At 66.2% G+C, this 26430-nt stretch carries 20 protein-coding genes and 1 pseudogene; 8 read left to right on the top strand and 13 right to left on the bottom strand.

Features of this window, described 5'->3' with window-relative positions:
* Positions 1–217: 217 nt before the first annotated feature.
* From E3O18_RS16490 to E3O18_RS06745, 3 genes and pseudogenes are all read left to right on the top strand, one after another.
* Positions 218–1140 (top strand): annotated as a pseudogene (locus E3O18_RS16490) (IS1380 family transposase); the annotation flags it as partial.
* A gap of 87 nt (positions 1141–1227) precedes the next feature.
* The gene (locus tag E3O18_RS16330) at positions 1228–1596 is read left to right on the top strand and encodes a hypothetical protein (protein WP_198410897.1); all 369 of its coding nucleotides are present in this window, start codon (positions 1228–1230) and stop codon (positions 1594–1596) included.
* Between the two features lie 392 nt (positions 1597–1988).
* Positions 1989–2771, top strand: a complete 783-nt coding sequence (locus tag E3O18_RS06745) for a sulfite exporter TauE/SafE family protein (RefSeq protein WP_134417767.1) — start codon at positions 1989–1991, stop codon at positions 2769–2771.
* 188 nt (positions 2772–2959) lie between these two features.
* Here the strand turns inward: E3O18_RS06745 and E3O18_RS06740 are convergent, their stop codons facing one another.
* Entirely contained in the window at positions 2960–4333 is a 1374-nt protein-coding gene (locus tag E3O18_RS06740) for an NAD-dependent succinate-semialdehyde dehydrogenase (protein WP_134394557.1), read from the bottom strand.
* Between the two features lie 230 nt (positions 4334–4563).
* Positions 4564–7563 (bottom strand): aminotransferase, encoded by a 3000-nt coding sequence (locus E3O18_RS06735; RefSeq protein ID WP_241978133.1) that lies wholly within the window; start codon positions 7561–7563, stop codon positions 4564–4566.
* 211 nt (positions 7564–7774) lie between these two features.
* Between E3O18_RS06735 and E3O18_RS06730 the strand changes: the two genes are divergently transcribed.
* Both E3O18_RS06730 and E3O18_RS06725 read left to right on the top strand, forming a co-directional pair.
* The gene (locus E3O18_RS06730; RefSeq protein ID WP_255570058.1) at positions 7775–8623 is read left to right on the top strand and encodes a Cof-type HAD-IIB family hydrolase; all 849 of its coding nucleotides are present in this window, start codon (positions 7775–7777) and stop codon (positions 8621–8623) included.
* A 275-nt stretch (positions 8624–8898) separates the two neighbouring features.
* Positions 8899–10782 (top strand): FAD-binding monooxygenase, encoded by a 1884-nt coding sequence (locus tag E3O18_RS06725; protein WP_134417765.1) that lies wholly within the window; start codon positions 8899–8901, stop codon positions 10780–10782.
* Between the two features lie 103 nt (positions 10783–10885).
* Here the strand turns inward: E3O18_RS06725 and arfB are convergent, their stop codons facing one another.
* The 3 genes from arfB to E3O18_RS06710 form a co-directional block, all read right to left on the bottom strand.
* Complete coding sequence (gene arfB / locus E3O18_RS06720) at positions 10886–11308, bottom strand: alternative ribosome rescue aminoacyl-tRNA hydrolase ArfB (protein ID WP_134417764.1); 423 nt, start codon at positions 11306–11308, stop codon at positions 10886–10888.
* A 126-nt stretch (positions 11309–11434) separates the two neighbouring features.
* On the bottom strand, positions 11435–13021 hold the full coding sequence (locus E3O18_RS06715; protein WP_134417763.1) for an HNH endonuclease signature motif containing protein: 1587 nt from the start codon (positions 13019–13021) through the stop codon (positions 11435–11437).
* Positions 13022–13105: 84 nt separating this feature from the next.
* On the bottom strand, positions 13106–13945 hold the full coding sequence (locus tag E3O18_RS06710; protein WP_241978132.1) for a pseudouridine synthase: 840 nt from the start codon (positions 13943–13945) through the stop codon (positions 13106–13108).
* 309 nt (positions 13946–14254) lie between these two features.
* On the opposite strand from E3O18_RS06710, the gene nrdD reads away from it, so the two are divergent.
* Positions 14255–16492 carry an anaerobic ribonucleoside-triphosphate reductase gene (nrdD, locus tag E3O18_RS06705; RefSeq protein WP_134393624.1) on the top strand — a complete coding sequence of 746 codons (2238 nt, stop codon included), beginning with the start codon at positions 14255–14257 and terminating at the stop codon, positions 16490–16492.
* The gene (gene nrdG, locus E3O18_RS06700; RefSeq protein ID WP_134393582.1) at positions 16485–17087 is read left to right on the top strand and encodes an anaerobic ribonucleoside-triphosphate reductase activating protein; all 603 of its coding nucleotides are present in this window, start codon (positions 16485–16487) and stop codon (positions 17085–17087) included. Before nrdD ends, nrdG begins: the two co-directional genes overlap by 8 nt.
* Before the next feature lies 1 nt (position 17088).
* Here nrdG and E3O18_RS06695 read toward each other — a convergent pair whose 3' ends face one another.
* From E3O18_RS06695 to E3O18_RS06665, 7 genes are all read right to left on the bottom strand, one after another.
* On the bottom strand, positions 17089–17865 hold the full coding sequence (locus E3O18_RS06695; RefSeq protein WP_134393583.1) for an SCO1664 family protein: 777 nt from the start codon (positions 17863–17865) through the stop codon (positions 17089–17091).
* A complete protein-coding gene (locus tag E3O18_RS06690) occupies positions 17865–18437 on the bottom strand; it encodes a DUF3090 domain-containing protein (RefSeq protein WP_134393584.1) in 573 nt (190 codons plus the stop codon). Before E3O18_RS06690 ends, E3O18_RS06695 begins: the two co-directional genes overlap by 1 nt.
* A 9-nt stretch (positions 18438–18446) precedes the next feature.
* Entirely contained in the window at positions 18447–19151 is a 705-nt protein-coding gene (locus tag E3O18_RS06685; protein ID WP_134393585.1) for a histidine phosphatase family protein, read from the bottom strand.
* A 140-nt stretch (positions 19152–19291) separates the two neighbouring features.
* Positions 19292–20317, bottom strand: coding sequence for a glycine betaine ABC transporter substrate-binding protein (locus tag E3O18_RS06680; RefSeq protein WP_134393586.1), 1026 nt, complete (start codon positions 20315–20317; stop codon positions 19292–19294).
* On the bottom strand, positions 20318–20986 hold the full coding sequence (locus E3O18_RS06675) for an ABC transporter permease (protein WP_241976605.1): 669 nt from the start codon (positions 20984–20986) through the stop codon (positions 20318–20320). It lies immediately after the preceding gene.
* A gap of 164 nt (positions 20987–21150) precedes the next feature.
* Positions 21151–22398, bottom strand: a complete 1248-nt coding sequence (locus E3O18_RS06670) for an ATP-binding cassette domain-containing protein (protein ID WP_134393626.1) — start codon at positions 22396–22398, stop codon at positions 21151–21153.
* 61 nt (positions 22399–22459) lie between these two features.
* Positions 22460–23101 (bottom strand): ABC transporter permease, encoded by a 642-nt coding sequence (locus E3O18_RS06665; protein WP_104101578.1) that lies wholly within the window; start codon positions 23099–23101, stop codon positions 22460–22462.
* Between the two features lie 243 nt (positions 23102–23344).
* Between E3O18_RS06665 and E3O18_RS06660 the strand changes: the two genes are divergently transcribed.
* Positions 23345–24133 (top strand): SDR family oxidoreductase, encoded by a 789-nt coding sequence (locus E3O18_RS06660; RefSeq protein ID WP_134393587.1) that lies wholly within the window; start codon positions 23345–23347, stop codon positions 24131–24133.
* Between the two features lie 625 nt (positions 24134–24758).
* Here E3O18_RS06660 and E3O18_RS06650 read toward each other — a convergent pair.
* On the bottom strand, positions 24759–26411 hold the full coding sequence (locus tag E3O18_RS06650; RefSeq protein ID WP_166784890.1) for a bifunctional diguanylate cyclase/phosphodiesterase: 1653 nt from the start codon (positions 26409–26411) through the stop codon (positions 24759–24761).
* Positions 26412–26430 lie beyond the last annotated feature (19 nt).

Here is a 26430-nt window from a genome sequence, read left to right as displayed (position 1 = left end):
CACTGCCATGAGCCAACCATGTTCGCGGCATTTGTCAAGGCGAATGAGGCCAGCGGAAGTTGCGGCGGCTCGTTTCGTCTCGGCGTGGTCTTTTCAGCCTGAATCCACGGATCAACGTGAGATTTTACGGGGGCGCTATACCGAGAATACCTAGCTGATCTGCTTAAAAATGACTTGTCTAAAGTGTTAATTTACCAAACAGATGAGCATCTTGTAGTTGCCAGCTACTCACACCAACCCCGCCGTTTCTGCATCATTCACCGACCCTAATCTTGTGTCGTGCGCCGGGTTGGTCCCGAACATGAAATTGGCCGCCCGAGGGGGCTGGCGACCCTGGCCGATGAGTGGCTGACCGTCCCCACCGACAAGAGTGCCAAGGCCGGCTTCTAAGTCACCTCGCTGGTCGGAGGGATGGTCACCGGCGTAGCCTCGATCGACGACTTTGCGATTCTTCGTCACGGCGGCATGGGGAAGGTCTTCACCAAGTGTTACGCGCCGTCGACGTTGGGGTCGTTCTAGCGCGAGTTCACGTTCGGTCACGTCCGGCAGATCGACGCCTTCGCCTCACGCTTCGTGGGTGGCCTCGCGGCCGAAATCCCACTGCTCGTGCACGACACCGACGGCTACATCTTCCTCGACATTGACGACACCATCATCGAAGTCCACGGGTACCAGAAGGAAGGATCCGGCTACAGCTACGGCTACGGCTACTCCGGAGTGCGCCGCCTCAACGTGTTCATCGCGACCGTGAAAACAGACTTGTCAGCACCGGGCATCAACAGTCAACGACTGCGCTGCGGTGCCTGCGGGTCGCCGCGCGGCGCCGCCCACTTGATCCGCGACGCCCGCGCCACGATCAAACGTCTCCGCGGAGCAAAAAACGTCCGCGTGCTCCTCCGCGCCGACACCGCCTGCTACGGTTACGCCTCGATCAATGCAGCCCTCACAGCCGGTGCCGACGTCTCCGTCACCGCGCGCATGGATCCCGCCATCAAACGTGCGATCGGAACGATCCCCGACAGCGCCTGGACAGCGATTTGATACACCAGGGCGATCTATAACGAAGGCACCAAAATGCGGATCAGTAACGCTGTAGTCGCCGAGGTCCCGTTCACCGCGTTCACGTCCCGCAAGAAGGCAGAGGACAGCACCGGGCGCCTGGCTGCCTGTGTTCGCGGGGCGTGACACGGGCGGCAGGGCGGCACCGTCAAACGCACCACCGCGCAGGTGAGCCCCCGGGTCTTCCGAGTCGCGGCACTACCCATTCCCACTGATCGCGAGAAGTCGCAGCTGTACATCCAGCGTTACCTGGAGCATTTCCCCGCGGCCGGCGAGGTGGTCCTCTTTGACCGCAGCGTGAACAAACATGCGGGCGTGGAGCGGGTGATGGGTTTCTGCACTCCGGATCAGACCGAGCACTTCCTGCGGATGACGCCGCTGGGCGAGCAGTCGATGGTCGACTCCGGAATCATCCTGCTCATGTATTGGCTTGAGGTCAGTAAAAATGATCAGACTCGGCGGCTCGAGAGTCGAATCAACAATCCGCGCAAGACGTGGAAGCCCTCGCCGATGGATCACGATTCTTACAGCCGCTGATCCGACTACGCCCGCGCGAGGAACGCCATGTTTGCGGCGACCGACACCGCCTGGGCACCCTTGGCATGTCGCGCACACCGACGACAAGAAGAGGGCCCGCCTCAACGTCATCAGCCACCTCCTCAGCAATCTGCCGTACGTGCCGTTCCCCGGGCTCGACGTCAGGCTCCCCCGGCGCCGGAACCGCGGTGACGACCGGGGGCCGAAGCTGACGGTTCGACAGATTCCGACCCCGTTCTGAGTCACGTCGCGATGCCCGTCGCGATGGGGAGCCGGTGTTGCGAGCCATAGCCGCAGCATCCACTGCCCCGGCGCCGGCCGCCACCGCCGCCTGAACCAGCATTCCTGAACTAGCCTTGACCTGCACGGTCCAACGGCGGGTGGGGGTAGATGTGACATTGCTTGAAGGTGCGATCATCCTGATCGCCGGGCTGGCCGCAGGAGTCATCAACGTGGTCGCCGGCGCCGGAACACTCATCACCTTCCCCGTTCTTCTGGCGTTGGGCGTGCCGCCGATCACGGCGAACGTGTCCAATACCGTGGGCCTGATCCCTGCGTCCATTGCCGGCGCCCACGGCTACCGACGCGAGTTGCGGTCGCAGTGGCGCCCCGTAGCTGTGATGGCGATCTTCTCCGCCGTGGGCGGCATCGTCGGCGGTCTGCTCCTGCTCACCCTGCCCGCACAGGCGTTCGCCGGCGTCGTGCCCTTCCTGCTGCTGCTGGCCGCGGTGCTCTCGGCGATCCAGCCCCGAGTGGCCGGCTTCGTGCGACGCAAGGCGGCGGCGCCCGCCGGCACACTGCTGACCAAAACGGATACGCGTCCCCTCACCCTCGGGCTCATCCTCGGGGTGCTCGCGACGGGCGTGTACGGCGGGTATTTCGGTGCCGCCCAGGGGGTCGTGTTGCTCGCGCTGCTGGGCATACTCTGGTCCACGGACATGCACCGGGCCAACGGCGCCAAGAACGTGCTCGCCGGGGTCGCGAACATCGTGTCGGCGATCATCTTCATCTCCAGCGGAACCGTGGACTGGAAAATCGCGCTCCTCATCGGCATTGGCTCCGCGGCGGGCGGCTGGCTGGGTGCCCGTATCGGCCGCACGCTCTCCGCGCCGGTACTGCGCACCATCCTGGTCGTGGTCGCGGTGACCGCCGCGGTGGTGCTCTTCCTGAGCTAGGGAGCGGAGCCGCCCGGGCCCGGCGCCGAACCAATTCGACGGAGATTTTGAGGCAGCGCGCAATTGTGGGCAGGTTTGGAGCCGTGTTGTCCAAATCTCCGTCGACTTCGTCAGGGAGACCGGATGCCGCAGTCTGGCGCAGGCGGGTGGCGCGCCACCGTCTGAGACGGGCGGCGCGCCACCGCGGGTCACCTGAGGATGCGAATGAGCTTCTTGTTGGCAAACTCCGCGATGCCGAAGCGTCCCAGTTCACGGCCGAAGCCAGACCTCTTCACTCCACCGAAGGGCAGCTCTGCTCCGTCGAGGAGCGAGCCGTTGATGAAGACCATTCCGGCGTCGATCTGGTCCGCCACGCGCAGGGCCTGTTCCGGGTCGGTGGTGAAGAGATACGAACCCAGGCCGTACGGGACGTCGTTGGCCACCTGCACGGCCTCGGCCTCGTCCGCCACGCGATAGACGGCGGCGACCGGGCCGAAGAACTCCTCCCGGTAAGCGTCACTCTGAGGGGACACGTCGGTCAGGACCGTCGGCGAGAAGAAGGCGCCCCTGCGATTTCCCCGCGCGGTGACGGTTGCGCCCTGGGCTTCGGCGCGCTGGAGCTGTTCCTCGAGGTCCTCGGCGGCACCGAGGGAGGACAGCGGGCCGAGCGTGGTGTCCGGCGACGTGGGGTCTCCGGGAACGTTGCCGGTGATCTTCGCCGTGAAGCTCGCCAGGAAGGCGTCGTACAGGCCGTCGATCACGATGAAGCGCTTAGCCGCGTTGCAGGACTGGCCGGAGTTGTCGAGGCGAGCGTCGACGGCGGCGTCGACCGCTTCGTCCATATTGTCCGTGCTGAGCAGGATGAAGGGGTCGGATCCGCCCAGTTCGAGCACGACCTTCTTGAGGTTGCGGCCGGCGGCCTCCGCGACCGCCGCACCCGCGCCTTCAGAACCGGTCAGCGACACACCGCAGACCCGGGGGTCTGGAATGATGATGTCGGAGATCTGAGCGCTGGAGGCGTAGACGTTGCGGTATGCGCCGTCGGGAAAACCGGCATCCGTGAAGATCGCCTCGATCGCGGCAGCGGACTCGGGGCACTGCGAGGCGTGCTTGAGCAGGATCGTGTTGCCGAGAACCAGGTTCGGACCGGCGAAGCGGGCGACCTGGTAGTAGGGGAAGTTCCACGGCATGATCCCGACGAGCACTCCGAGGGAGGCACTCCGAATGAACGCCGAGCCTTCACCACCGAGCAGCTCGATCGGTTCGTCGGCGAGGAAGGCCTCGCCGTGGGTCGCGTAGTACGCGTAGATGTCGGCCGCGAAGTCGACCTCGCCGAGGGCCTGCGCGACGGGCTTGCCCATCTCGCGCACGATGAGCTCGGCCAGATGCTCACGCCGCTCGGTGTGCAGGTCCGCGACACGCTGCATCAGGGCCGCGCGCTCGGCGACCGACGTGCGGCGAGAGAACTCGCTGTGGGCACGGTCTGCGGCTCCGATGGCCTCGGTCACCTCAGCATCCGTTGCCAGAGTAAAACTCGGTCCGCTGTCCCCGGTGGCGGGGTTCGTGACTGTGTACTTGTTCATATTTTCTCCCCAGGCTTGCTTCGTTGACGCCGATTGAGACGGGACCGCTGCTGCCGGAGCCGGTCCCGCCCGTGTCGTTACAGTCTGCCGCTGTCAGGGGTTTTGGGCAGCCATTGTGGTGAACCTTTTTCGGCCTTCCGGGTCTGCCACTGGATTCCGTTCAGCTGTCAGGCTGCACAGCGCAGAGCGCCGCGAGCTCGGCGCGGGGGTGATCACGCACGTCGCGCACGCTACCAACCGCCCTGCAGCACCTCGTCGAGCCGGTCGACGAAGAAGTCCGCGCTCTCCCGACTCAAGCACAGGGGCGGCTTGATCTTCAGCACGTTCTGTCTCTCCGAGGTGGGCTGCACGATCACGCCGAGTTTCAACATCCGTTCGCAGATGGCGGCGGTCTCGCTGGCCGCCGGCTCCAGGGTGTCCCGGTCGCGCACGAGTTCCACCCCCATGTACAGGCCCAGGCCGTGCACCATCCCGATCAACGGATGCCGTTCCGCGAGCTCTGCCAGCCGGCCTGCCAGGTGCCGGCCGACGGCATCCGCATTCTGCTGGAGGGATTCGTCCCGGATGACGTCGAGCACGGCCAGCCCCGCGACGCAGCTGACCGGGCTGCCGCCGGCCGAGGAGAAGAAGTTGCCCTCTCCGGCCAGAGATTCGGCGATGTCCCGGCGGGTGAGCACCGCGCCGAGCGGGTATCCGTTGCCCATCGCCTTGGCCACCGTGAGGATGTCGGGCACGACACCCTGCTGCTGCACGCCCCAGAAGTGGCTGCCCAGCCGGCCGTAGCCGACCTGCACCTCGTCGGCGATGCACAGCGCGCCGCGTGCACGGACCTGCTCGTAGACACGGGCGAGGTACCCTGCCGGGGGCACGACGCCGCCGGCATTGCCCAGCACGGGCTCGCAGATGAACGCGGCCAGGTCCTCCCCCGGGCCGTCCGGATCGGCCAGCATCCGGGCCAGGTCGGCCGCGTACTCCCCTGCCGCCCCGGCACCGCGATGCGTCCCGCGATAGGAGTTCGGAACATCCGCGATGTGCACCCAGTCGGGCCGGGAGGCCAAGGAGAAGGGGTTGTCGAAGGCAGAGGTCGACACCGCGTCGGAGGCCGACGTCCAGCCGTGGTAGCCCTCTCGTAAGGCGACGACATTGCTGCGGCCGGTGTGGATCCGGGCCAGGCGCAGGGCCAGGTCCACGGCCTCGCTGCCGCTGTTGACCAGAAGCACGGTGTCGAGGATGGGATCCGGTGATGTCGCCACAATGTGTTCGCAGAGGTCGGCCAGCGCCGAGTAGAGGAACCGGGAGTTCGTGTTGAGCAACGCCAGCTGATCGCTCACGGCACGGGTGAACCGGGGGTGGCTGTGCCCGATCACGGCGACGTTGTTGACCATGTCGACGTAGGAGCGCCCGTGAGTGTCGATCAGCAGTTCCTGCCAGCCGCGTTCGATCTGCGGCGGCCGTTCATAGTACTTCTCCTGCGCCGCGGCCATCACGGCACCGCGCCGGGCAAGTTCGATCGCCGGATCGACGACGGATGCCTGCGGCGCCAACCCAAGCAGCCGCGCCGGGTCCGGTGCGAGAGTTGCCCACGCGGCGGCCCGGGAGGCCTGGGCGAAGTGCGGGGCCGTCAGACCCGGGCGAGCGAGCTTCTGCACGGTCACCCGAGCAACCGGGCCCGCAACACCCACGGGCTCCCCCGCGGCGACCGCGGCCCCCGGCACGAGGTTCGACACGATGCCGCCGATGCGCAGCCCGAAACCGGCCAGCGTCAGAAGCAGGGTGTCGCCTCCGATCTCGGTGACCGAGGCAGCCGCCGGAGCGACGATCACCGAACCGGCAGGCAGGAAGACCTCGGTGAACAGCGCGAACGTGTCGGGTTCCCGGCGCGAGTGTGGCGGGGTTCGGGTGAGCCGGAACTGGCCGTAGGGGGCGACGGCGGCGCCGCGTCGGGCGAGGGCGGCCTGCGCGAGCCGCCACTCGGCATCCGTTGTCTGCCAGAGGCCGTCGGCCAGGGCCGGGCTGGTCACGGCGAAGTCGAGCATTTCGTAGTCGCCGTCGGCGAGCGCGGAGATCATCGGCACGGTCGTCTCGGGCACGGTCGTGTGTTCGGCACCAGTATGCCGCCGCCGGCCGAGCGCCTGCCGTATGGCCGCGTCCGCTTCCTCCCAGCCGACCGCGCTGGCGGCGGCGAAGACCTGCCACTCGGCGTCCATCCGGTGCCTCGCGTAGTCGTTGTCCGCGTCGATCTGCACCTGCTGCTCGCCGCTGGCCACCAGCACCGCCCCGCGCAGCACGATCAGCGGCCAGAGCGCGGTGATCTCGGCCTCGGTCAGGGGAACGACCTCGTCGAAGGCGACGATCGCCTCGAGGGCCGCCAGCGGATCGTCCGGCATGTGGTGCAGAACGGATGCCGCCGTGACCGCCAGCTCCGCGACCAGCCAGCCGGTGGCCAGATCGCCGAAGTCGATGACCCCCTCGGGCACGTGGTGGCCGTTCGGCAGCACCCGGCAGATCACGTTGTCGTCGGTGATGTCCCCGTGGATGGTCTGTAGCCGCAGTGCGGACGCCACAGTCGCCAGGCGTGCGGCGGCGCTGTCGGCGATGGCGCGGAGCTGATCCCGGGTCTCTTCCGCCGGCACCCAGCGCACCAGCAGGTCGATCACGGCTTTCGCGTTGCGCAGGTCCCACTGCAGCGTGCGGTCGAGGCCGTCCGCCGCGAAGTCACGCAGGTGGAGCGACGTGGTGCCCGAGAGCCGGCCGAGCGCCCGGACCACCGGCGGGGCCAGATAGCCCCGCGCCTCGAGTGACGGGCCCTCGACGAAGGTGAGCAGCCGCACCGGGAGGAGGGTGGCATCCGTTGCGTGCCAGTGCTGGCGGCTGAGGCCGTTCAGCCCCCGCACGGGCTGTGGCACGCGCATGCCGCGCTCAGTCAGGAACACCATCACCGCGTCCTGCGCGGCCAGCTCGGCGGCGGAGAAGGCCGGGTTGTCGACCTTGAGCACGTAGCGCTGCGTCGCTCCACCCGCGGAGTCACCGGTGGGGGCAGTGGTGGCGGCAGTGGCGGCAGCAGTGGCGGCAGCAGTGGTGGTGATCAAAAAGTTGCGGTCCTGCTGGCTGCCGAGTTCGCGGGCCGTGCCGGTGATCCCGAAGAGCGAGGACGCCATCGATTCGGCGTCGGCCGCGGTGATATCCGGGCGCACGAGCCCCTGGCCGCTGAAGAAATCAAAACCAGGCACGTCGACGCTCCTCGCAGATAGTGCAATGAATCCTGTCAGTTTGGCACCAGGGCCGCTCGTTCTATGCGCCCAACGCTCAGTCCGCGCGCAACTCGGCTCTCGGCGAGCAGGGATGACATCATCAAGAGAGACAGCGTCGTCGTCACAGACCGAGGGACGCACGCGAACACTCGTCGTTTCCGGGATCGAACAACGACCGAAAGCCGCCGCAGTGACCCACCCAGCAGAGCCCTCCGACATCCGTCTCATCGTTTCAGACATGGATGGCACTCTTCTCGACGACGACGGCAACGTGCCCGACGCGTTCTGGCCGCTCCTCGACGACCTCCATCGGGCCGGAATCCTGTTCGTGCCGGCCAGCGGACGCCAGTATCAGACACTGCACGGCATCTTCGGCGAGCACGACGGACTCATCTACATCGCGGAAAACGGAACCAACGTGGTGCAGGACGGCATCAGCATCGACGTCGAACCCGTCGTGTCCGAGATCATCGGCCCCATCGTGGACTGGGTGCGCGGCACCGCCGCCACGGGCGCCGACTTGGGGCTCGTCGTCTGCGGCGCCCGGAGCGCCTACGTCGAGCGCAGCGATGAGCACTTCGTCGACCAGGTTCGCCGGTACTACGCAGCGGTCGAGGTCGTAGCGGATGTGCATGCAGCCGCTCTCGACGATGTCATCTTGAAACTGGCGATCTACGACCCTGCCCGCGCCGAACAGCGGAGCGGACCGGCCTTGCGCGGCCTTGGGCTGCCCGCGGAGGTCGTGGTCTCGGGCGAGAACTGGGTCGATGTGATGCGCCAGGGAGCGAACAAGGGTCGAGCGTTGGAGCGGCTCCAGCAGCAGCTCGGAATCAGCCGGGCCCAGACGATGGCGTTCGGCGACTACCTCAACGACGCCGAGATGCTCGATGCCGCCGGGCACTCCTACGCCATGGCCAACGGCCACCCGAGCATCCTGGCGCGCGCCGCGAACATCGCGCCGTCGAGCTCGGAAGCCGGCGTGGTCAGCAGCATCCTCGCCGCCCTACCGCACCTGCACAGTGCGCACGTGACCGCCTGATCGCCCGGTAGCTCCCTGCCGCACCTCCGTCCCGAACGAAGTCGACGGAGTTTTAGCCCCTATCGGGCCCGAACACGACGGAATGGCTGTTGTCAACGAGATTCTCCGTCGAATTGGTTCGCCGCCTCCCATCTGGTCCTGGCCGACCGGATGATATATGATCCAAGAAGCGATAATAGAACTTTGTGTTCGATTATCGAACACGTTAGGACATGCACGTTGCGACAGTGATGTCCGATTCACCCACGCAGAGCCCACAAAGAAGTGAGGAAGCCGTGCAGTTTCACCACCACGGATACGTGTCCACCGATCCCCGCATCCAGGATGCCGCCGGGGTCGGCCTCAATCGCCCACGCGAGCTCCCCGAGAACGTCGACGTGCTCATCGTCGGAACGGGCCCGGCCGGCATGATCACCGCCGCGCAGCTCTCCCAGTTCCCCGGTATCACGACCCGCATCGTGGAGCGCCGCGGTGAGCGCCTCGCGATCGGGCAAGCTGACGGCATCCAGGCCCGCAGCGTCGAGACCTTCCACGCGTTCGGTTTCGCGGAGCGCATCATCGCCGAGGCCTACCGCATCACCGAAATGGCATTCTGGACACCGGACCCCGCCGACGTGACCCGCATCATCCGTTCGGCCCGTGCCGTAGACGACCCCACCGGCATCAGCGAATTCCCGCACCTGATCGTCAACCAGGCGCGTGTGCTCGACTACTTCGCCGAGGTGATGGCGCACTCCCCCACGCGGATGGAGCCGGATTTCGGCTTCGACTTCCGCAGCCTGGAGAACACCGACAAGGGCGAGTATCCCGTCACGGTGACGCTCGTGCACACCATCGGGGAGAAGCAGGGCCAGGAACGGGTCGTGCACGCCAAGTACGTGGTGGGCGCCGACGGTGCCCGCAGCACTGTGCGCGACTCGATCGGCTGTACGCTCGCCGGCGACCAGGCATTCCACGCCTGGGGCGTGATGGACGTACTCGCGGTCACCGACTTCCCGGACATCCGCATGAAGTGCGCGATCCAGTCCGAATCCGGCGGAAACATCCTGCTCATCCCGCGCGAGGGCGGATACCTGTTCCGCATGTATGTGGATCTCGGCGAGGTGGCCGCTGACGACAACGGCGCAGTGCGCACGACGACGATCGAGGAGATCATCGCGAAGGCCAACGGCATCCTCCACCCGTATACCCTCGACGTGAAGAATGTCGCCTGGCACAGCGTGTACGAGGTCGCCCATCGTCTCACCGACCGGTTCGACGACCTCCTCCCCCACGAGATCGGCACACGTACTCCGCGGGTGTTCATCACCGGGGACGCCTGCCACACGCACAGCGCCAAGGCCGGCCAGGGCATGAACGTGTCGATGCAGGACGGCTTCAACCTGGCCTGGAAACTCGGCTACGTGATCGAAGGCCGCAGCCCCGAATCTCTGCTCGGCACCTACTCTGCCGAGCGCCAGGTCATCGCGAAGAACCTGATCGATTTCGACAAGACCTGGTCGACCCTGATGGCGACGAAGTCGGAGGACCTGGAGGTTCCACTGGAGGAGTTCTACACGAAGACGGCCGAGTTCCCATCGGGCTTCATGACGGAATACCCGCCGTCGATGCTGACCGGCGAGGCAACACACCAGAACCTCGCCACGGGATTCCCGCTCGGTAAGCGCTTCAAGTCCGCGCCGGTGGTGCGCGTCGGAGATGCCAACCCCGTGCAACTCGGCCACCACCACCGCGCCGACGGCCGGTGGCGCCTGTACGCGTTCGCGGATGCCGCTGTGTCCGGCGACGCCTCGGCGCTGACCGAGTGGGCCGAGTGGATCCGCACCTCACTCGAGTCGCCGCTGCTCGCGCACACCCCCACCGGGAGCGACATCGACAGTGTCTTCGACATCAAGGTGGTCTACCAGCAAGAGCACACCGGGGTGGACATCGGCCGGGTCCCGGGCGTTTTCCTGCCGACAACAGGCCCCTTTGAGCTGATCGACTACGAGAAGCTCTATGCGACCGACCCGGCGCGCGACATCTTCGAGCTGCGCGGGATCGACCGCGGGGGCGCCATCGTGGTGGTGCGCCCGGACATGTATGTGGCGAACGTGCTGCCGCTGACCGCGACCGCTGAGCTCGCGGCGTTCTTCCGACAGATGCTGCTGGTGCGGTAGGTCTTCGTTGCGGGCTCCCAGCTGCGGGGCACCCCGTCGGCCGCGAGTGCGGGTGAAACGTCGGCTTCGGCTGGGCCAAACGGCGATTCACCCGCACTCGCGGCTACTCGGCGGACGGCCGCTGCCGCTGCCTCTTGGTGGCCGACCGCTGTTGCTTCGCTGCGAGGTGCCGTCGACCCGAACCTCGGGTGGGCTTGGTCGGGCGGCGCGGTGCCGCATCGGGAGCCAGGCCCGCGGCCACGAGATCGGCGAGCTTCGCCAGGGCGAGCTCGCGGTTGCGCAGCTGGGAACGCCGTTCGGAGGCGGTCACGGTGATCACCCCGTCGACGAGACGTTTGGCAAGGCGGGCGAGCAGGCGCATCCGTTGATCGTCGGAGAGCGTCGTCGACTCGGCCACGTTCCAGAAGAGTTCGACGCGGCTATCGGAGGTATTGACGTGCTGGCCGCCCGGCCCGGACGACCGCGAGAACCGCCAGCCGAGCTCGCGCTCGGGAATGGTGAGCGCGGGCACCACCTCCAGATCCATGTGATCAGCGTGCCACGATCCGGACGACAGTGTCGGCCGGAGCGCCCCGGCGGCCGAACTCTCCCGTGGTTGAGCCCCATGATCGAGCCCCGGTGGTCGAGCCCGGTGACTCACGCCGCCGGACACTCACGTCGCCGGTGGTCGACCCCGTCGAGACCCTGGTGCGATGTTTCCGGGGACATACGCACCCGGTGGTCGAGCCTGTCGAGACCGTGGCGCCCCGGCCCGGTGTTCCCCGGCGGGCCGCCAGGTGCGGGTGGGGTCGTAGCAGTACGGTGCCCTGACTTCAGGTTTGCCGCGCACCATGCGGATTTGCCAGCCGGAGGTGTCAATAGTGTGGTGGTGGTGGTACCAGCAGAGGAGGACCCCGTTGTCGATCGTGGTTTTTCCGCCGCGGTGCCAGGGAATCACGTGGTGTACTTCGCACCACGCCGCCGGGATGGTGCAGCCGGGGATGGTGCAGCCGCCGTCGCGGGCGGCGAGGGCGCGGCGTTGGGCCCGGTTGAAGAAACGGTTCTCGGTGCTGAGGGCAAGGACCTCGTTGTTCTCGCCGAACAGGATCTCCTGGAATCCGCCGGCGCAGAGCGCCTGCTTCACACTGACCAGCGAGATGGGCGCTTCGACGCCGTCGATCCAGCCCACCCCCTGGTCGGCGGCCAGGTCGGCCTGGGTGACGTGGATCATCACGGTGGGGGCGGCGCCACCCATGGTCGGGGTCCCCGCGTCACGGGTGGCGGCTTCGAACACACCGCGGAGGATGTCGGCGCGTTTCTGACCACCGTCACGGTCGTCGCTGAGGGCCACCGCCTCCGCCCCCGGGATCAGCTGGCCTGAAGCCATGCGCGCCTGTTCTTCGGCCGTGGGGAATGCGGGCGCCGCGTGCGCGGAGAGGTAGGTGTCGAAGAGGGCGTTCATGATGCCGCGGAGTTCCGCGGTGACGCCGCCGCGGAGCGGGTAGAGACCGTCACGGAAGAGCCCGAACCCCACAGTGCTGCGGGCCTCGGCGACGGGCTCGCTCGGGGCGGTGCCGTCGGGATCGAGGCGGGCCTGCCACTGCCCCGCCATACCCCGCACCAGGTCCGCGGGAAACGCGAACCCCTCCCCGGGCAGCCCGCGGGTTTCCTCAGTGAGGGCGCCGGTCGCACTGGCCACCAGGGCACGTTCGGCGGTGCCGAGGTCGTCGGGCGCGACGCGGGCCGCGACCCGGTCGAGGGCCGTGACGATGTACTCGGCCGCATCCACGCCGAGGTCCCCGGCAGTGAGGGCGCNCACGCCGAGGTCCCCGGCGGTGAGGGCGTCGGCCACGGCCGGGTAGTAGGGCGCCAACATGCTGGTGCCCGCCCGGCGCGCGGTCACGTTCTCACCCAGACGCACCCGCCGGTTCGCCTCACGCGACGAGACGCGGCTCAGACGGATGATCAGGTCGATGCCGCTACTCGCCCCGTTCTTATACGCCAGGGACTCCTGACCCAGGATACGGCGGGACCGCACCGAAATATCAGCGGCAGAGGCAACCCTGGCCGCATCGACCCGACGGCCGAGGTCTTCGACCATGCCCAGCACCATCATCGCGTCCGCCTCACCCAAGAGCGAAAAAGACACCGAATCCAGCACGGCCGCGGCCAGGTCACGCACCTGCTGCAGCTGCTGCACGAGCGAGAGCACCGCCTGCGGTGAGGCGGTGGGGTGGTACGGAGTGGGGGCCCCAGCCATGCCCTAATCGTATCTGTGTACTAATCTGCAGTCAAGAGATTCCGCACGAATGTAGAAAGTAATTCGGTCGGCGCGGTGCCGTGGTTAGCCCACCACGTGCATCCGTCGGTGCGCCCCGACCTCAGCCTGCAGCGGAAGCGTCCGGACGCTCTCGAAGCGGCGCAACTCCCCGTCGATCGGATCGGTGAAGGTCACCTCGCTCGCCAGGAGCTGCAGCGGGCGGGTGAAATCGTCGAGCGCGACATCCTGAACGACCGGATACACCGGGTCATCGATGATGGGGATCCCCAGGCCCAACATGTGCATCCGCAGCTGATGGGTCTTTCCGGTGCGCGGCGTCAGCCGATAGACGCCCGTGTGCTGCAGAACGGTTTCCAGCTCGATCAGCGACTCGGCATTGGCCGGGTCGTCGGTCACCTCGGCCTGCCAGTGGCCGCGCCTGCTCGTGAGGTGGTTGCGCACGGTGACGGGCAAATCCAGATCCTGCCGCAGCGGGGCCAGCGCCCGGTAGATCTTTTCGACCTCGCCACGTTGGAACATGGATTGATACTCCCCTCGCCAGCGCCGTTCCGTCGCCAGAACCACGAGGCCAGACGTCACCCGATCCAGGCGATGCAACGGCGAGAGCTCGGGAAGTCCCAACTCGGCGCGCAAGCGCACCACCACACTCTGTACAACGTGTCGGCCGCGCGGAATGGTCGAGAGAAAGGCCGGCTTGTCGATCACGACGAGTCGGGCATCCCGATGCACCACGTGGATAGTCCCGGGCACAACTGTCTCATCGGCGAGATCGCGATGAAACCAGACAAAGGTACGCGGGCCATAGGGGTCGCTGCCGACGACCGGCGCACCCGACTGATAGGCGAAGCGTTCCCCGGCCAGAAACCCGGCGACATCGACGAACTCGGCGAGTCGCTCGAGCAACCACGTACCCATGGTCGGCCACGGATGCGGCCCGGCCCGGTCCGCATCCGGCGTGCACACCCAGGCAGCGTCAAGCCCGTGGCGCTGTGGCAACGGGGAGGGCGGTGGCATTCACCGATCGTACGCCGCGGGGCAATCGCTCCACCAACTCGGAGCCACCCGCGGCGAGCCGAAGAGCATGACGGCGAAACCCTACAGGTAGTATGTGAACCGCACCCCAACCACTAGATGTGGTTCTTTCGCCCGACTCAGCGTCCCGCCCGATTGCCGTGGGTACCGACCCCAAGGAGATGGCAGCGCGTGCTGAAAATGGAAAACCCCGGCGCAGGAAACCTCACGACCGAGCATGCTCTGGGCGCGCTCATGGTGGCCAAACGGGACGGGCGCCTGCTCGCCTTCGACAACGCCCGCATCTACGCGGCACTGGCCAAGAGCTTCACCGAAGTCAACGGCGAGCTGACCCCGCTCACGCACCGAACCATCCGTGATCTGGTCGCCCGCGTCGACCGCGAGATCGCCTCGCGCTTCTCGGTCGACGTCAAGATCTACGAAGTGCAGAACATCGTGGAACACGCCCTGCTGGACAGCAAGGAATATGACGCCGCCGAGGCCTACATCAACTACCGCATCCAACGGGACTTCGCCCGCAGCAAGGCCACCGACATCAACCACTCGATCATCAAACTGATCAGCAAAGACGAATCGGTCGTCAACGAAAACGCGAACAAGGACAGCGACGTCTTCAACACGCAGCGAGACCTGACCGCCGGCGCGGTGGGCAAGGCCATCGGCCTGAAGATGTTGCCCCCGCACGTCGCCAACGCCCACCAGAAGGGCGACCTGCACTTCCACGACCTCGACTACCACCCCTATGCGCCGATGACGAACTGCTGCCTGATCGACTTCACGACCATGCTGAGCCAGGGCTTCCGAATCGGCAACGCCGACGTCAACCCGCCCCGGTCGATCCAGACGGCGACGGCCCAGATCTCCCAGATCATCGCGAACGTCTCGTCGAGCCAGTACGGCGGATGCTCGGGGAACCGCATCGACGAAGTTCTCGCCCCCTACGCCGAGAAGAACCTCGAAAAGCACCTGGTCGACGCAGGCAAGTGGATCGCGGATGAGTCGCAGCACCGGTCCTACGCCGAGGAGAAGACCCTCAAAGACATCTACGACGCGATGCAGAGCCTCGAGTACGAGATCAACACCCTGTTCACCTCGAACGGGCAGACCCCCTTCACCTCCCTGGGCTTCGGCCTCGGCACCAGCTGGTTCGAGCGGGAAATCCAGAAGGCGATCCTACAGATCCGGATCGAGGGGCTCGGCAGTGAGAAGCGCACGGCGATTTTCCCGAAACTGATTTTCACCATCAAGCGCGGCCTCAACCTGGCACCGACCGACCCGAATTACGACATCAAGCAGCTTGCGCTGGAATGTTCCACCAAACGCATGTACCCCGACATCCTCAACTACGACAAGATCGTCGAACTCACCGGCAGCTTCAAGGTGCCGATGGGCTGCCGCTCGTTCCTGCAGGGCTGGACCGACGGTCAGGGCAACGACGTCTCCGAGGGTCGGATGAATCTCGGAGTCGTGACGCTCAACCTGCCCCGGATCGCCCTCGAGGCCGCCGGTGACAAGGACAAGTTCTGGAGCATTCTCGCCGAACGGGTAAGCACGGCGCGCGACGCCCTGCTCTTCAGAATCGACCGGTGCAAGGAAGCGACCCCGGAGAACGCCCCGATCCTCTACATCTACGGCGCCTTCGGCCAACACCTGAATGCCGGTCAGCCCGTCGACACCCTCTTCAAGAACAAGCGCGCCACCGTTTCCCTCGGCTACATCGGCCTCTACGAGGTGGCCGCGGCCTTTTACGGCGGTGACTGGGAGTCCAATCCCGAAGCGAAGGACTTCACCGTCGAGATCCTGCGCACGCTGCATGGGCGCACCCAGGAATGGAGCGCCGAGTACGGCTACCAGTTCAGCGTGTACTCGACGCCGAGCGAGAGCCTGACCGACCGGTTCTGCCGACTCGACACCGCGAAGTTCGGCGCCGTGGCAAACCTCACCGACAAGGACTACTACACCAACAGCTTCCACTACGACGTTCGCAAGAGCCCGACGCCGTTCGAAAAGCTGGACTTTGAGAAGGTCTACCCGGCGTACTCCTCCGGCGGGTTCATCCACTACTGCGAATACCCGATCCTGCAGCAGAACCCCAAGGCGCTCGAGGCGGTGTGGGACTACTCCTACGATCGCGTCGGCTATCTGGGCACCAACACTCCGATCGACCGGTGCTACGCCTGTGGCTTCTCGGGCGACTTCGACGCCACCGAGCGTGGATTCGAGTGCCCCGAGTGCCACAACGCCGACCCGATGACCTGCGATGTCGTCAAGCGCACCTGTGGCTACCTCGGCAACCCGCAGGCCCGCCCGATGGTGCACGGCCGGCACACCGAGATCACCTCCCGGGTCAAGCACATGCCGGGCGCCACCGGCATCCGTGGGGCGGATGCCGCGGCATCCGTCGCCGAGGATGCGTAACCCCCGGCCCGGCGAGTGGCTGTCGGAGAAACTGAGCCAGCGGTACGTCGGCGACTACAAGCCCTTCGTCTTCGTCGACGGCGAGGGGGTGCGGTGCAGCCTGTACCTGTCCGGTTGCCTGTTCGCCTGTGAGGGCTGTTTCAACGAGGCCACCTGGAGTTTCCGCTACGGGCAGCCGTACACCCCGGAACTCGAGGACCGGATCCTGGCCGACCTTGGCCAGGAGTACGTCCAGGGCCTCACCCTCCTCGGCGGGGAGCCGTTCCTCAACGCCGGGGTGTGCCTGGCCCTCCTCGACCGCGTGCGCCGGGAGTTCGGCACGTCGAAGGATGTGTGGTGCTGGACCGGCTACACGTTCGAAGAACTGTTGCGGGAGAGTGCGGACAAGTTGGCCCTTCTCGGCACGATCGACGTTCTGGTCGACGGTCGGTTCGAACTCGCCCAGCGCGACCTCAAGCTGCAGTTCCGGGGTAGCAGCAACCAGCGGATCATCGACGTTCAGGAGTCCCTGGCCAGTGGACAGGTGACGCTGTGGGGCGGGCTCACGGACGCGACCGGCACCTTCGAACAGATCGAGAAACGGAAACTGATCTAGGTCAGAACAGCGGCCAGGGCACCGCGGGCATGTCGCCGCGCGGCGCGGGGAACCGTCCCTCAGTGCGCAACCGGTCGCAGCGTGCAGCGAGTGCGACGATCTCGGCGTCGCTGAGCAACCCGGCGAGGATGTCGCCGAGCTCGCCGGTCAGCTGCGCACTGACCCGGTCGATCCCGTCCAGCTCGTCGGCGGTGAGTTCGTCGCCCAGCCAGCCCCAGAGCACGGTGCGCAACTTGTGGTCAACGTGAAAGGTGAGGCCGTGGTCGATGCCATGACGGTGCCCGTTCGGCATCGCGAGGATGTGGTCGCCCTTGCGATCGGCGTTGTTCACGACGATGTCGAACACGGCCATGCGTCGCATCGCGGCCGAGTCCTCATGGATGAGGGTCACCGCACGATTGTGCTCGTCCCGGCCGTCGAAGACGCGACGCCAGCCCGGGGTCGGCGCGGCTTCCCACGGGACGAGGTCGACGGCATCCTGATCGGGATCGGCATGCTGCCACAGCTGCACCATCCCCCGGCCCATCGGGCCACCCCGCAGCCAGGTCCGAGGCACGACGTTCCAGCCGAAGGCCTGTGAGACCAGGTAGGCCGAGGCCTCGCGGTTGGCAAGATTGCCGTCGGGAAAGTCCCACAACGGATTCTCGCCGGCGATGGGCTTGTAGACCACCGTGAATCCACCGATGGTTCCGAGGAAGGTCGCGTTCGAGGCCGTCGTGATGCGTCCCGTGAGCTCGAGCTCACCGTCGAGCTCACCGTCGAGGGCGGCATCGTGCATCAGGGGCTGCCGGGGAGGGTGCAGGTGTGTCCGTCGGCCTCGATGGGATCGCCGCAGAGCGGGCAGAGGGGGCGGCCGGCCCCCACCACCTCGCGGGTGCGCGTGGCGAAGGCCCGGGCGGTACCGACGGGCATCCGTACCAGAAGCATCTCCGCCGGCTCCTGCATGATCGCGTCGAGCAGATCCTCGTCGGGCACGTCGTCACTGCCCGGATCGACTTCCACGAGCGGGTAGGCCTCAAGCACGACCTGCACGGTCGACGGGTCCCAGCCCAGGCTCATCCCGCCGGTGCGGAATTCCTCCGCGACGGGCTGATCCAGCGGCTCGTTGTCGACGAGTTCGACGGGGGTGGTGCTCGGGATGCTGAACGGGTTGCCCTCATGGCTCATCAGCTGGTCGAGCATCTCGTCGATTTTCTCGGCGAGCAGCGCCGATTGTTGTTTCTCCAGGGCGATGCTCACGATCTGAGCTCCAGTGCGCACCTGCAGGTAGAACGTGCGAGAACCAGGCAGACCGACGGTGCCGATGACGACACGATCCGGCCAGGAAAACTCATGGACGATTGTGGACATGTCGGTATTTTAGGCGACCGTTGGATGCGGCGCCTGACCGGCCCCGCCACCGACCGGCGCGTCGGCCAGAGGGGCGCTGGCGCCGAGCCAGGCGAGGTCGCCGGCATCCGTGTTGATGGCGTGCACGCTCGGCCGGCTGGTGCCGTAGCGCACGATCGAAACGGATGCCGGACCCACGTTGATGCGCTGGAAGAGGTCGAGGTGCATGCCGAGCGCATCGGCCAGAACGGACTTGATGATGTCGCCGTGGCTGACCGCCACCCACACCGCGCCCGGACCGTGCTCGGCCTCGAACGCCGCATCGTGACGACGGATGGCGGCGACCGACCGGGCCTGCATGGTCGCCATCGACTCTCCGCCGGGAAAGGTGACGGCCGAAGGTTGAGACTGCACTGTCGACCAGAGCTTCTCCTTGGCGAGATCGCCGAGGGCCTGGCCCTGCCACTCACCGTAATCGCACTCGGTGATGCCCTCCTCCACCGGCGTCACGAGCGAGCCGGCCTGGTGGTCCAGGATGAACTGAGATGTCTGCCGGCAGCGCTCCAGAGGACTCGACACCACGCCGACCAGCGGCACCACGGCCAGGCGCTTGGCCGTCTGGGCGGCCTGATCCTGCCCGATCTGGTCGAGCCGAACGCCGGCAGCGCGGCCGGCCAGCATTCCGGTGGCATTTGCGGTGGTGCGACCGTGCCGCACGAGGATGACTGTGGCCATGGGTACAGCCTAGACAGGCGGGGTGGGAACGGCGCCCGGCCAGACGATCTGATGCCTCAGGCGGCCGGATGTCACGTCGCGTCCGTCAAGCTGACCGCCGACACCGTCCACGCGGTGCAGTCAGCTGGACTCTCCGTGACTCAGTCGGTCGGGTCGGTGATGAACCCCTCGTCGATCATCCAGGCATAGGCCACATCAGCGGGTTCCTTTCCGTCGACGTCGACCTGACGGTTCATGCCGCGCAGAACCTCGTCGGTGAGCTTGGGTGAAATCCGGGCGAAGATTTCTTCCAGGCCGGGGGTGGCCTCGATCGACTCGGTGAAGAAGACCGGCGCGACGTTGTACGCAGGGAAAAACGCGAGATCGTCGGTCAGAACTGTGAGGTCGAGCGCGTCGAGTCGGCCGTCGGTCGTGAAAACCTCGCCGAAGTTGCAGGCTCCGTCGTCGGTCGCGCTGTAGATCGCACCGGTGTCGTAGATTCCGATGTTGCCATCGGGCACCCCATCAGCGGCGCCACGTTCGAGTCCGTAGTGGGCGAGCATGGGGTTCATGCCGTCCGGGCGGGAGTTGAATTCGGATTCGACGCAGAAAGTGCGATCCTCGACCGGCAACGCGGCGAGTTCGGACATGGTCGTGATGCCGCCGAGCTCGGCGACCGCCTCACTGCGCACAGCCAGGGCGTAGGTGTTATTCATCGGGGCCGGTGCGCCCCAGGTGACGCCGTTCTGGATGTCGATGTCATACACGGCTTGCCACATTTTGTCTTGGTCGGCGATCGACTCATCCTGACCGAGGTAGGTCAGCCACGCGGTTCCGGTGTATTCCCAGAGCACGTCGGCCTGACCAGAAAGAATCAGCTCTCGGGTCGGCTGACTGCCGGGCAGATTACTGAGGTCTGTGACGTCGAATCCCGCGGCGGTCCCGGCGAGCACCGCGATCTTGCCGAGCAGAAGCTGCTCCGTGAAGTTCTTGGACGTGACCGTGAGGTCGACGCCCTCAGCACCCTCGAGCGGGGTGATCGACCCAGGTCCGACCGCGGGAACGTACGAGGTTGCCGGCTTCAGTCCGCAACCGCTCAGAACGACTGCGGACAGGGCGAGGAGACCGGCCGCCACCCCCCAGCGGCCGAGGGACGTGAGGCGGGTGCGAGAAGACGAGCGGTACATCTAGAGTCCCTTCGGGCGAGCGATGTGTTCCACAACGCGGCCGACCCAGTCGATGAGCAGGGCGAGCAGAGCCACGAGCAGCGCTCCCATGACGAGCACGGGGGCGAGGCTGAGATTGACGCCCGTAGTGATCAGGATGCCGAGTCCGCCGCCGTTGACGAACGTGGCCAGGGCGGCGGTGCCCACCAGCAGAACGAGAGCGGTGCGCACGCCCGACAGCATGACCGGAACGGCGAGCGGGAGCTCCACCCGAAACAATACGGCGGCGGAGCTCATGCCCATGCCTCGTCCGGCCTCGATGAGGCGGGCGTCGACCTGCTGCAGGCCCACCATGGTGTTGCGCAGCACCGGGAGCGCGGCGTAGAGCACGAGACTCAGCGTCGCGGCCCAGAAGCCGAAGCCGACCCAGAACGCGAGCAGCACGACGACGCCGATCGCGGGGGCCGCCTGACCGAAGTTGGCGATGGCGAGCACCGGTGCGGTCAGAAACCGCAAGGGCTTGCGGGTCAGGGCGATTCCCAAGGGAATCGCGATGACCAACACGATCACCGCGGCGAGCAGGGTGAGCTGGATGTGCTCCACCGTGTAGACCCAGAGCGCGCCGGGAGCGAGGGTGGTGAGCACGATCGGCGACAGGTCGGCCGTCAGCAGCCAGATCACGAGCGCCAGGAACGCGAGCAGGATGCCGACCAGCTGGTAGACCAGACCCCGCCAGGATCGCCACACCGTGCGAGCACGGCTGACCGGTACGCCGGCCGCAGTCGGGTCGCCCGGCGTTTCAACGGCGGAATCGCCGCCGGCAAGGCCCGCCTCTGTATGCGGGGTGCGGGTACTCACTGAACGGACCGTGCGTCAGCGCCGCTGGGATCGGTCTCGATCAGGTCTGCCTCGGCGGCCGACACCTGCGCCTGGAACAGGCCGGTGTTCAGCCCGACGGGGGCCTGGTCTGACTCAAGCACGGCCGCGGACTGTGACCGGGTGATGGCGTCCATCACGGTTTGAACGTCGATGACGCCCTTGAACATGTCGCGGCGGCCCGTGACGAGCACGGCCCCGGCGCTCGAGACGAGCATCGTGTCGAGCGCATCATTGAGCGTGGCCCGCTTGCCGACGACCGGAAGTTTCGGGTCGGGAACGTCGCTGATGACCTCCAGGCGGCCGAGCTGGCGCGCGGAGAGCCACTGAATGGGTCGGCGACGCTCATCGACGATGACCGCGTGACCGTGGCCGGTCTCGACGACGCGGGCCAGCACATCCGCTGCCCGTTCACCGGGTTGGCCCACGACTGCGTCGCTGAGGCTGACCTCCGCCACCCGGGTCAGGGTGAGCTGTTTGAGGCCGGCGCCGGACCCGATGAAGTTTTCGACGAACTCGTTGGCCGGGTCGCCGAGGATGCGTTCCGGGGTGTCGTACTGCACGAGCTGGGCACCCTCGTTGAAGATGGCGATCCAGTCGCCGAGCTTGACGGCCTCGTCGAAGTCGTGGGTGACGCAGACGATGGTCTTCTGCAATTCTTCCTGGATGTTGAGCAGTTCGTCCTGCAGGCGCAGGCGGGTGATCGGGTCGACGGCGCCGAAGGGCTCGTCCATCAGGAGCACGGGCGGGTCGGCCGCGAGCGCGCGCGCCACGCCGACGCGTTGCTGCTGGCCGCCGGAGAGCTCCTTGGGGTATCGGTCGCGGTAGAGCGCCGGGTCGAGGGAAACAAGCTCGAGGAGCTCGTCGACGCGGGCCGCGATGCGGGCTTTGTCCCAGCCGAGCATCTTCGGCACGATGCCGATGTTGGTGGCGACCGTCATGTGCGGAAAGAGTCCCCCGGCCTGAATGACATAGCCGATGCCTCGGCGCAGGGTGTCGCCGTTCATGTCGGTGACGTCGTCACCGTCGACGACGATGCGACCCTCGGTCGGTTCGATGAGCCGGTTGATCATCTTGAGGGTCGTGGTCTTGCCGCAGCCCGAGGGACCGACGAGCATCACGATCTTGCCGGCCGGGATCTCCATGGTGAGACCGTCGACGGCGGGGCGCGCCTGGCCGGGGAACCGCTTGGTGACGTGGTCCAACAGGATGCTTGCACCGGTGATGCCGGTGGGGGTGACGGATTCCTCGGTGCTGCTGGATTCAGCAGGGTTGGATGCAATGAACTCAGACACGGATACCTCGAGGTGTGGTCAGGCGGCCGAGGCCGACGAGAAGGAGATCAAGAATAAGAGCGAGCACGACAACGCCGATGACGCCCGTCAGTACCGACTCGAGGGAGTTGGCGCCGCCGAGGCGGGAGAGGCCGGAGAAGATGAATCCACCCAGGCCCGGGCCGAGGGAATATGCGGCGATCGCGGCGACACCCATGACCATCTGAGCGGAGACCCGAACGCCCGTGAGGATGATCGGCCAGGCGATCGGCAGTTCCACCTGAAGGAGCGTGCGAAACCGGCTCATGCCGATGCCGCGGGCGGATTCCACGATCGATGGAGCAATACCCGACAGGCCCACGACCGCGTTCCGCAAAATGGGCAGCGTGGCGAAGAACGCCACCACGACGACGGCCGGAAGGACACCGAAGCCGAGCGGCGCGATGAGCAGCCCGATGAAGGCAAACGACGGGATGGTCAGGCCGATGGCCGACACCGAGTTGGCGATCCCGGTGAGCGCGGAACTGCGGTAGACGAGCGAAGCCAGCACGACGGCGATGACTGTCGCCAGGATCAGGCACTGAACGACAAGGCTGAAATGCTGCCAACTGCTGAATAGGATCTGCTCATACTGATCCCCTAGAAAGTCCAACACATCAAAACCTCTTCGAGTCGAGAACACACCGATGCACCGCCACCGGCACGGGCGCAACGGGAGGCGCGGATGCCGAACTGGATGGGGACGCAGGCCGTAAGCCTGCGGTGAGGGTTGCTGATTATTCTCGCACGGCCACTCCCCCATTGGCCGCAGCGAGATATTACGGACTGGTGAGCGCCTGACTGGCCGACTGGATGCTCCTCTAGGGTGTGAACACCGTTTACGTCAGGATGCAGCTGAATGAATTTCGATCTCGCAGGCAAGACAGCCCTCGTCACCGGCGCCAGCTCGGGCATCGGCAGTCACTTCGCCCGAGCCTTCGCCGCGAAGGGGACGAGCCTCATTCTGGTGGCCCGCCGAACCGACGAATTGGAGGCTCTCGCATCCGAATTGCGCAAGCAGAACGGGGTCGACGTCCACGTCATTTCGCAGGACCTGAGCGCGCCCGGTGCGGCCGCCGCGGTCGAGCACCAACTCCTCGACCAGCAGATCACCGTCGATGTTCTCGTGAACAACGCCGGCTTCGGAACCAATGCGCGCCTGGTCGACGAAGACCGAGCCCGCCTTCACTCGGAGATCGCTCTGAACGTCAGCACGCTGGTCGACCTGACGGCTGCCTTCCTGCCGGGCATGGTGGCCCGAGACTCGGGCATCATCGTGAACATCGCCAGCACCTCGGCGTACCAGCCCGTGCCCGGGATGGCGGTCTACGCAGCCACGAAGGCGTTCGTCCTGTCGTTCACCGAGGCCGTCTGGGGCGAGACTCACAACACCGGAGTGCGGGTTTTCGCGGTGAGTCCGGGTTCCACCGACACTGAGTTTTTCGACGTCGCCGGTTCGCAGTCACCCGGCAAGCGAGTGCCGGCCTCGAATGTCGTCGACGTTACCCTGGCTGCCATCAGCGCCAGAAAATCGGTGCCGTCCGTGGTTGTCGGTGCGCGCAACAGAGTCACCGCGTCGCTCGTCACGTTCATCCCACGCAGAACGGTGATCACACTTGCCGGTTCGATCTTCCTTCCCCGGGGCTAGCCGATCGGTCTGTGGCTCCCGGAAGGTCAGATCTAGTGCCAGGTCGAGAGCGGATTCGGCCAGAGCACCATCGGCGTGCGGCCCGGTGTCGCCGCCTGGCTCGACCTGACCTCGAAGGAAGGGCACGTGCGCAACAAGCTCGATGGCGACGTGCTCCCGACGCGTCCGAGCCGACCGTCACGGTGCGTGCGCGCACCCAATTCGGCAACATCAGCATCCAGCGCGCGGTGAACTCGGCGCCGAGGAGGTTGTTGCAGCGCCATGCCCGGCCTCGCACCAATTCGACGGAGATTTTGGGTCAGACACCCGTTTTTGAGCCTCAACGCGCTGTTTAGAGCAAAATCTCCGTCGGATTCGTTCAGTACGAGGTGCTGCCGCGCCCCACACCAGGAGGTTGTTGTCCTGCCGCGCCCGAGCAGGCGGCCCGTGGCACCGTGTTCAACCAGTACGGCACATAGTCTTGGATCGGCGGTCCGTCCGAGGCTCGGCGTTCGTCGAGGACCGCCCTCTCGATACTCGTGCGCGAAACATGCGGGAATCTCTCGGCGAGACGATCGACCACCTCTGCGACGGCCCTGAGTGCGTCTTTTCTGCTCGCTTGCCCAGCCGTGTTCGGTTTAGCGCGTCAAATGGAGCACCGTTGCGGAAGGTCCTCTGGGGCGACGGGCCGCGAAATGAGGTAGCCCTGCACGGCGTCACAGCGCAAGTCACGCAGAAGCTGGAGTTGGTCCTGACGTTCGACGCCTTCGGCTGTGACCGAGAGCCCGATGGCATGAGCGGTGTCGATGATCCCGCCCACGAGCAGGGCGTCCGAGGGTGAGAAATCGATGTTGTCGACGAAGGATTTGTCGATCTTGACCGTGGTCAGAGGCAGGCTACGCAGCAGGGCAAGCGAAGAGAAGCCGGTGCCGTAGTCGTCCAGGGCGATGCTGATCCCCGCCTCCCGGAGCTGTTGGAGCTGTCCGATCGCCCGGGGCAGATCGGTGATCGCGGCGCCCTCGGTGATTTCAACCTCGATGAGGTGCGCCGGTATGCGATGCCGGTGGAGTGCCTCAACGAGCTCGGGAACGATGGTGCGGGCCGCCAGTTGGAGTGGAGACACATTCACTGCGACTCGGCGCGGGGTTCCCGCATCCAACCAGAGTCTGGCCTGGGCGCAGACCTCGTTGAGGACCCGTTGCCCGATGCGGTGGATGTCGCCGGACAACTCCATGATCGGAATGAATTCGGCGGGCGAGACGGGGCCCAGAATCGGGTCGGTCCAGCGCAGCAGCGCCTCCACCGCCGAACGGTCGCCGCTGGCCAGGTCCATCTGCGGCTGGTAGTGCAAGTTGAAAGCGCGGGTCGCGAAGGCCTGCGGCAGGCGCCGCCGGATGAGCGCATTCCGAACGATGGGCGCGGCCTCGCCGTGCCCATCGAGACGGGCGACCTGGCGTTTTCCGGCCTGCTTGGCCTTGAGCATGGCCCCATCGGCGTGGCGGAGCAACGCGTCAAGCCAGCTCAGTTCCCGTTCTGCTCCGACATCACCGGCCATTGCGATGCCGACGGATGCCGAAACATGCAGCAGATGGCCGCCACAGACGAAAGGCACCGACGCGCCGAGTACGACCTGATCCGCGATGGCGAGAAGCTGCACGTCATCCACGTCGACCAACAACACCGCAAACTCGTCGCCGCCGATGCGGACGAGCACATCGGCGGGGCGAACGATGTCGCGCAGCCGGTCTGCGAAGCCGACCAGGATCTCATCCCCGGCCTGGTGACCGAAGGTGTCGTTGATCGCTTTGAAACCGTCAAGGTCGATGTAGAGAACCGCGATGCGGGTCATGTCCACGGTTCCCTCAATCGACGCGGCTCCGCTCTCCTCCAATTGCCGGCGGTTGGGCAGTCCGGTCAGGGAATCGTGGAGTGCGGCGTATCGAAATTCTGTCGACAACCGTTCGAAGATCTGAGACACCGACACGACCCGTGGCCCCTCGTCGGTCAGCACGAGCACGTCACGGTAACGGTTGCCCTCCAGCAGCTCCAGGATGCGCTGCGCCGCATTCGCCAGGCTCATCGCACCGGGCAGGGCGAAGGAATTTTCCGGCACCATCTGGATGGCCGTCGACCGGGCATGCAGGCCGCGACCGTAGCCCAACCGTCCGGTCAGAGTGAATTCCACCTGTTCCCGTGTCAACAGGAAGAAACTGCCGTCTTCCCGCACGACGAGGGAACGAAGTTGTCGGTTCGCACGGAAAACGCGGTCGATTTCGCTGACCGGCGTCGTGGCCGTCACCTGTTGGACGCTGGTAGCC

This window comes from Cryobacterium sp. TMT2-42-4 (assembly GCF_004402645.1).
Taxonomy (GTDB): Bacteria; Actinomycetota; Actinomycetes; order Actinomycetales; family Microbacteriaceae; genus Cryobacterium; species Cryobacterium sandaracinum.
Note: the sequence above shows the minus strand (reverse complement) of the source record. Positions and strands in the feature narration are given on the sequence as shown.

What these genes read in the sequence shown, in the direction of transcription:
- E3O18_RS06740 (WP_134394557.1), bottom strand. Translation starts at nt 4,333, where the DNA reads ATGAACAAGTACACAGTCACGAACCCCGCCACCGGGGACAGCGGACCG.
- arfB (WP_134417764.1), bottom strand. Translation starts at nt 11,308, where the DNA reads ATGGATCTGGAGGTGGTGCCCGCGCTCACCATTCCCGAGCGCGAGCTC.
- nrdD (WP_134393624.1), top strand. Translation starts at nt 14,255, where the DNA reads ATGGAAAACCCCGGCGCAGGAAACCTCACGACCGAGCATGCTCTGGGC.
- nrdG (WP_134393582.1), top strand. Translation starts at nt 16,485, where the DNA reads ATGCGTAACCCCCGGCCCGGCGAGTGGCTGTCGGAGAAACTGAGCCAG.
- E3O18_RS06695 (WP_134393583.1), bottom strand. Translation starts at nt 17,865, where the DNA reads ATGCACGATGCCGCCCTCGACGGTGAGCTCGACGGTGAGCTCGAGCTC.
- E3O18_RS06690 (WP_134393584.1), bottom strand. Translation starts at nt 18,437, where the DNA reads ATGTCCACAATCGTCCATGAGTTTTCCTGGCCGGATCGTGTCGTCATC.
- E3O18_RS06685 (WP_134393585.1), bottom strand. Translation starts at nt 19,151, where the DNA reads ATGGCCACAGTCATCCTCGTGCGGCACGGTCGCACCACCGCAAATGCC.
- E3O18_RS06680 (WP_134393586.1), bottom strand. Translation starts at nt 20,317, where the DNA reads ATGTACCGCTCGTCTTCTCGCACCCGCCTCACGTCCCTCGGCCGCTGG.
- E3O18_RS06660 (WP_134393587.1), top strand. Translation starts at nt 23,345, where the DNA reads ATGAATTTCGATCTCGCAGGCAAGACAGCCCTCGTCACCGGCGCCAGC.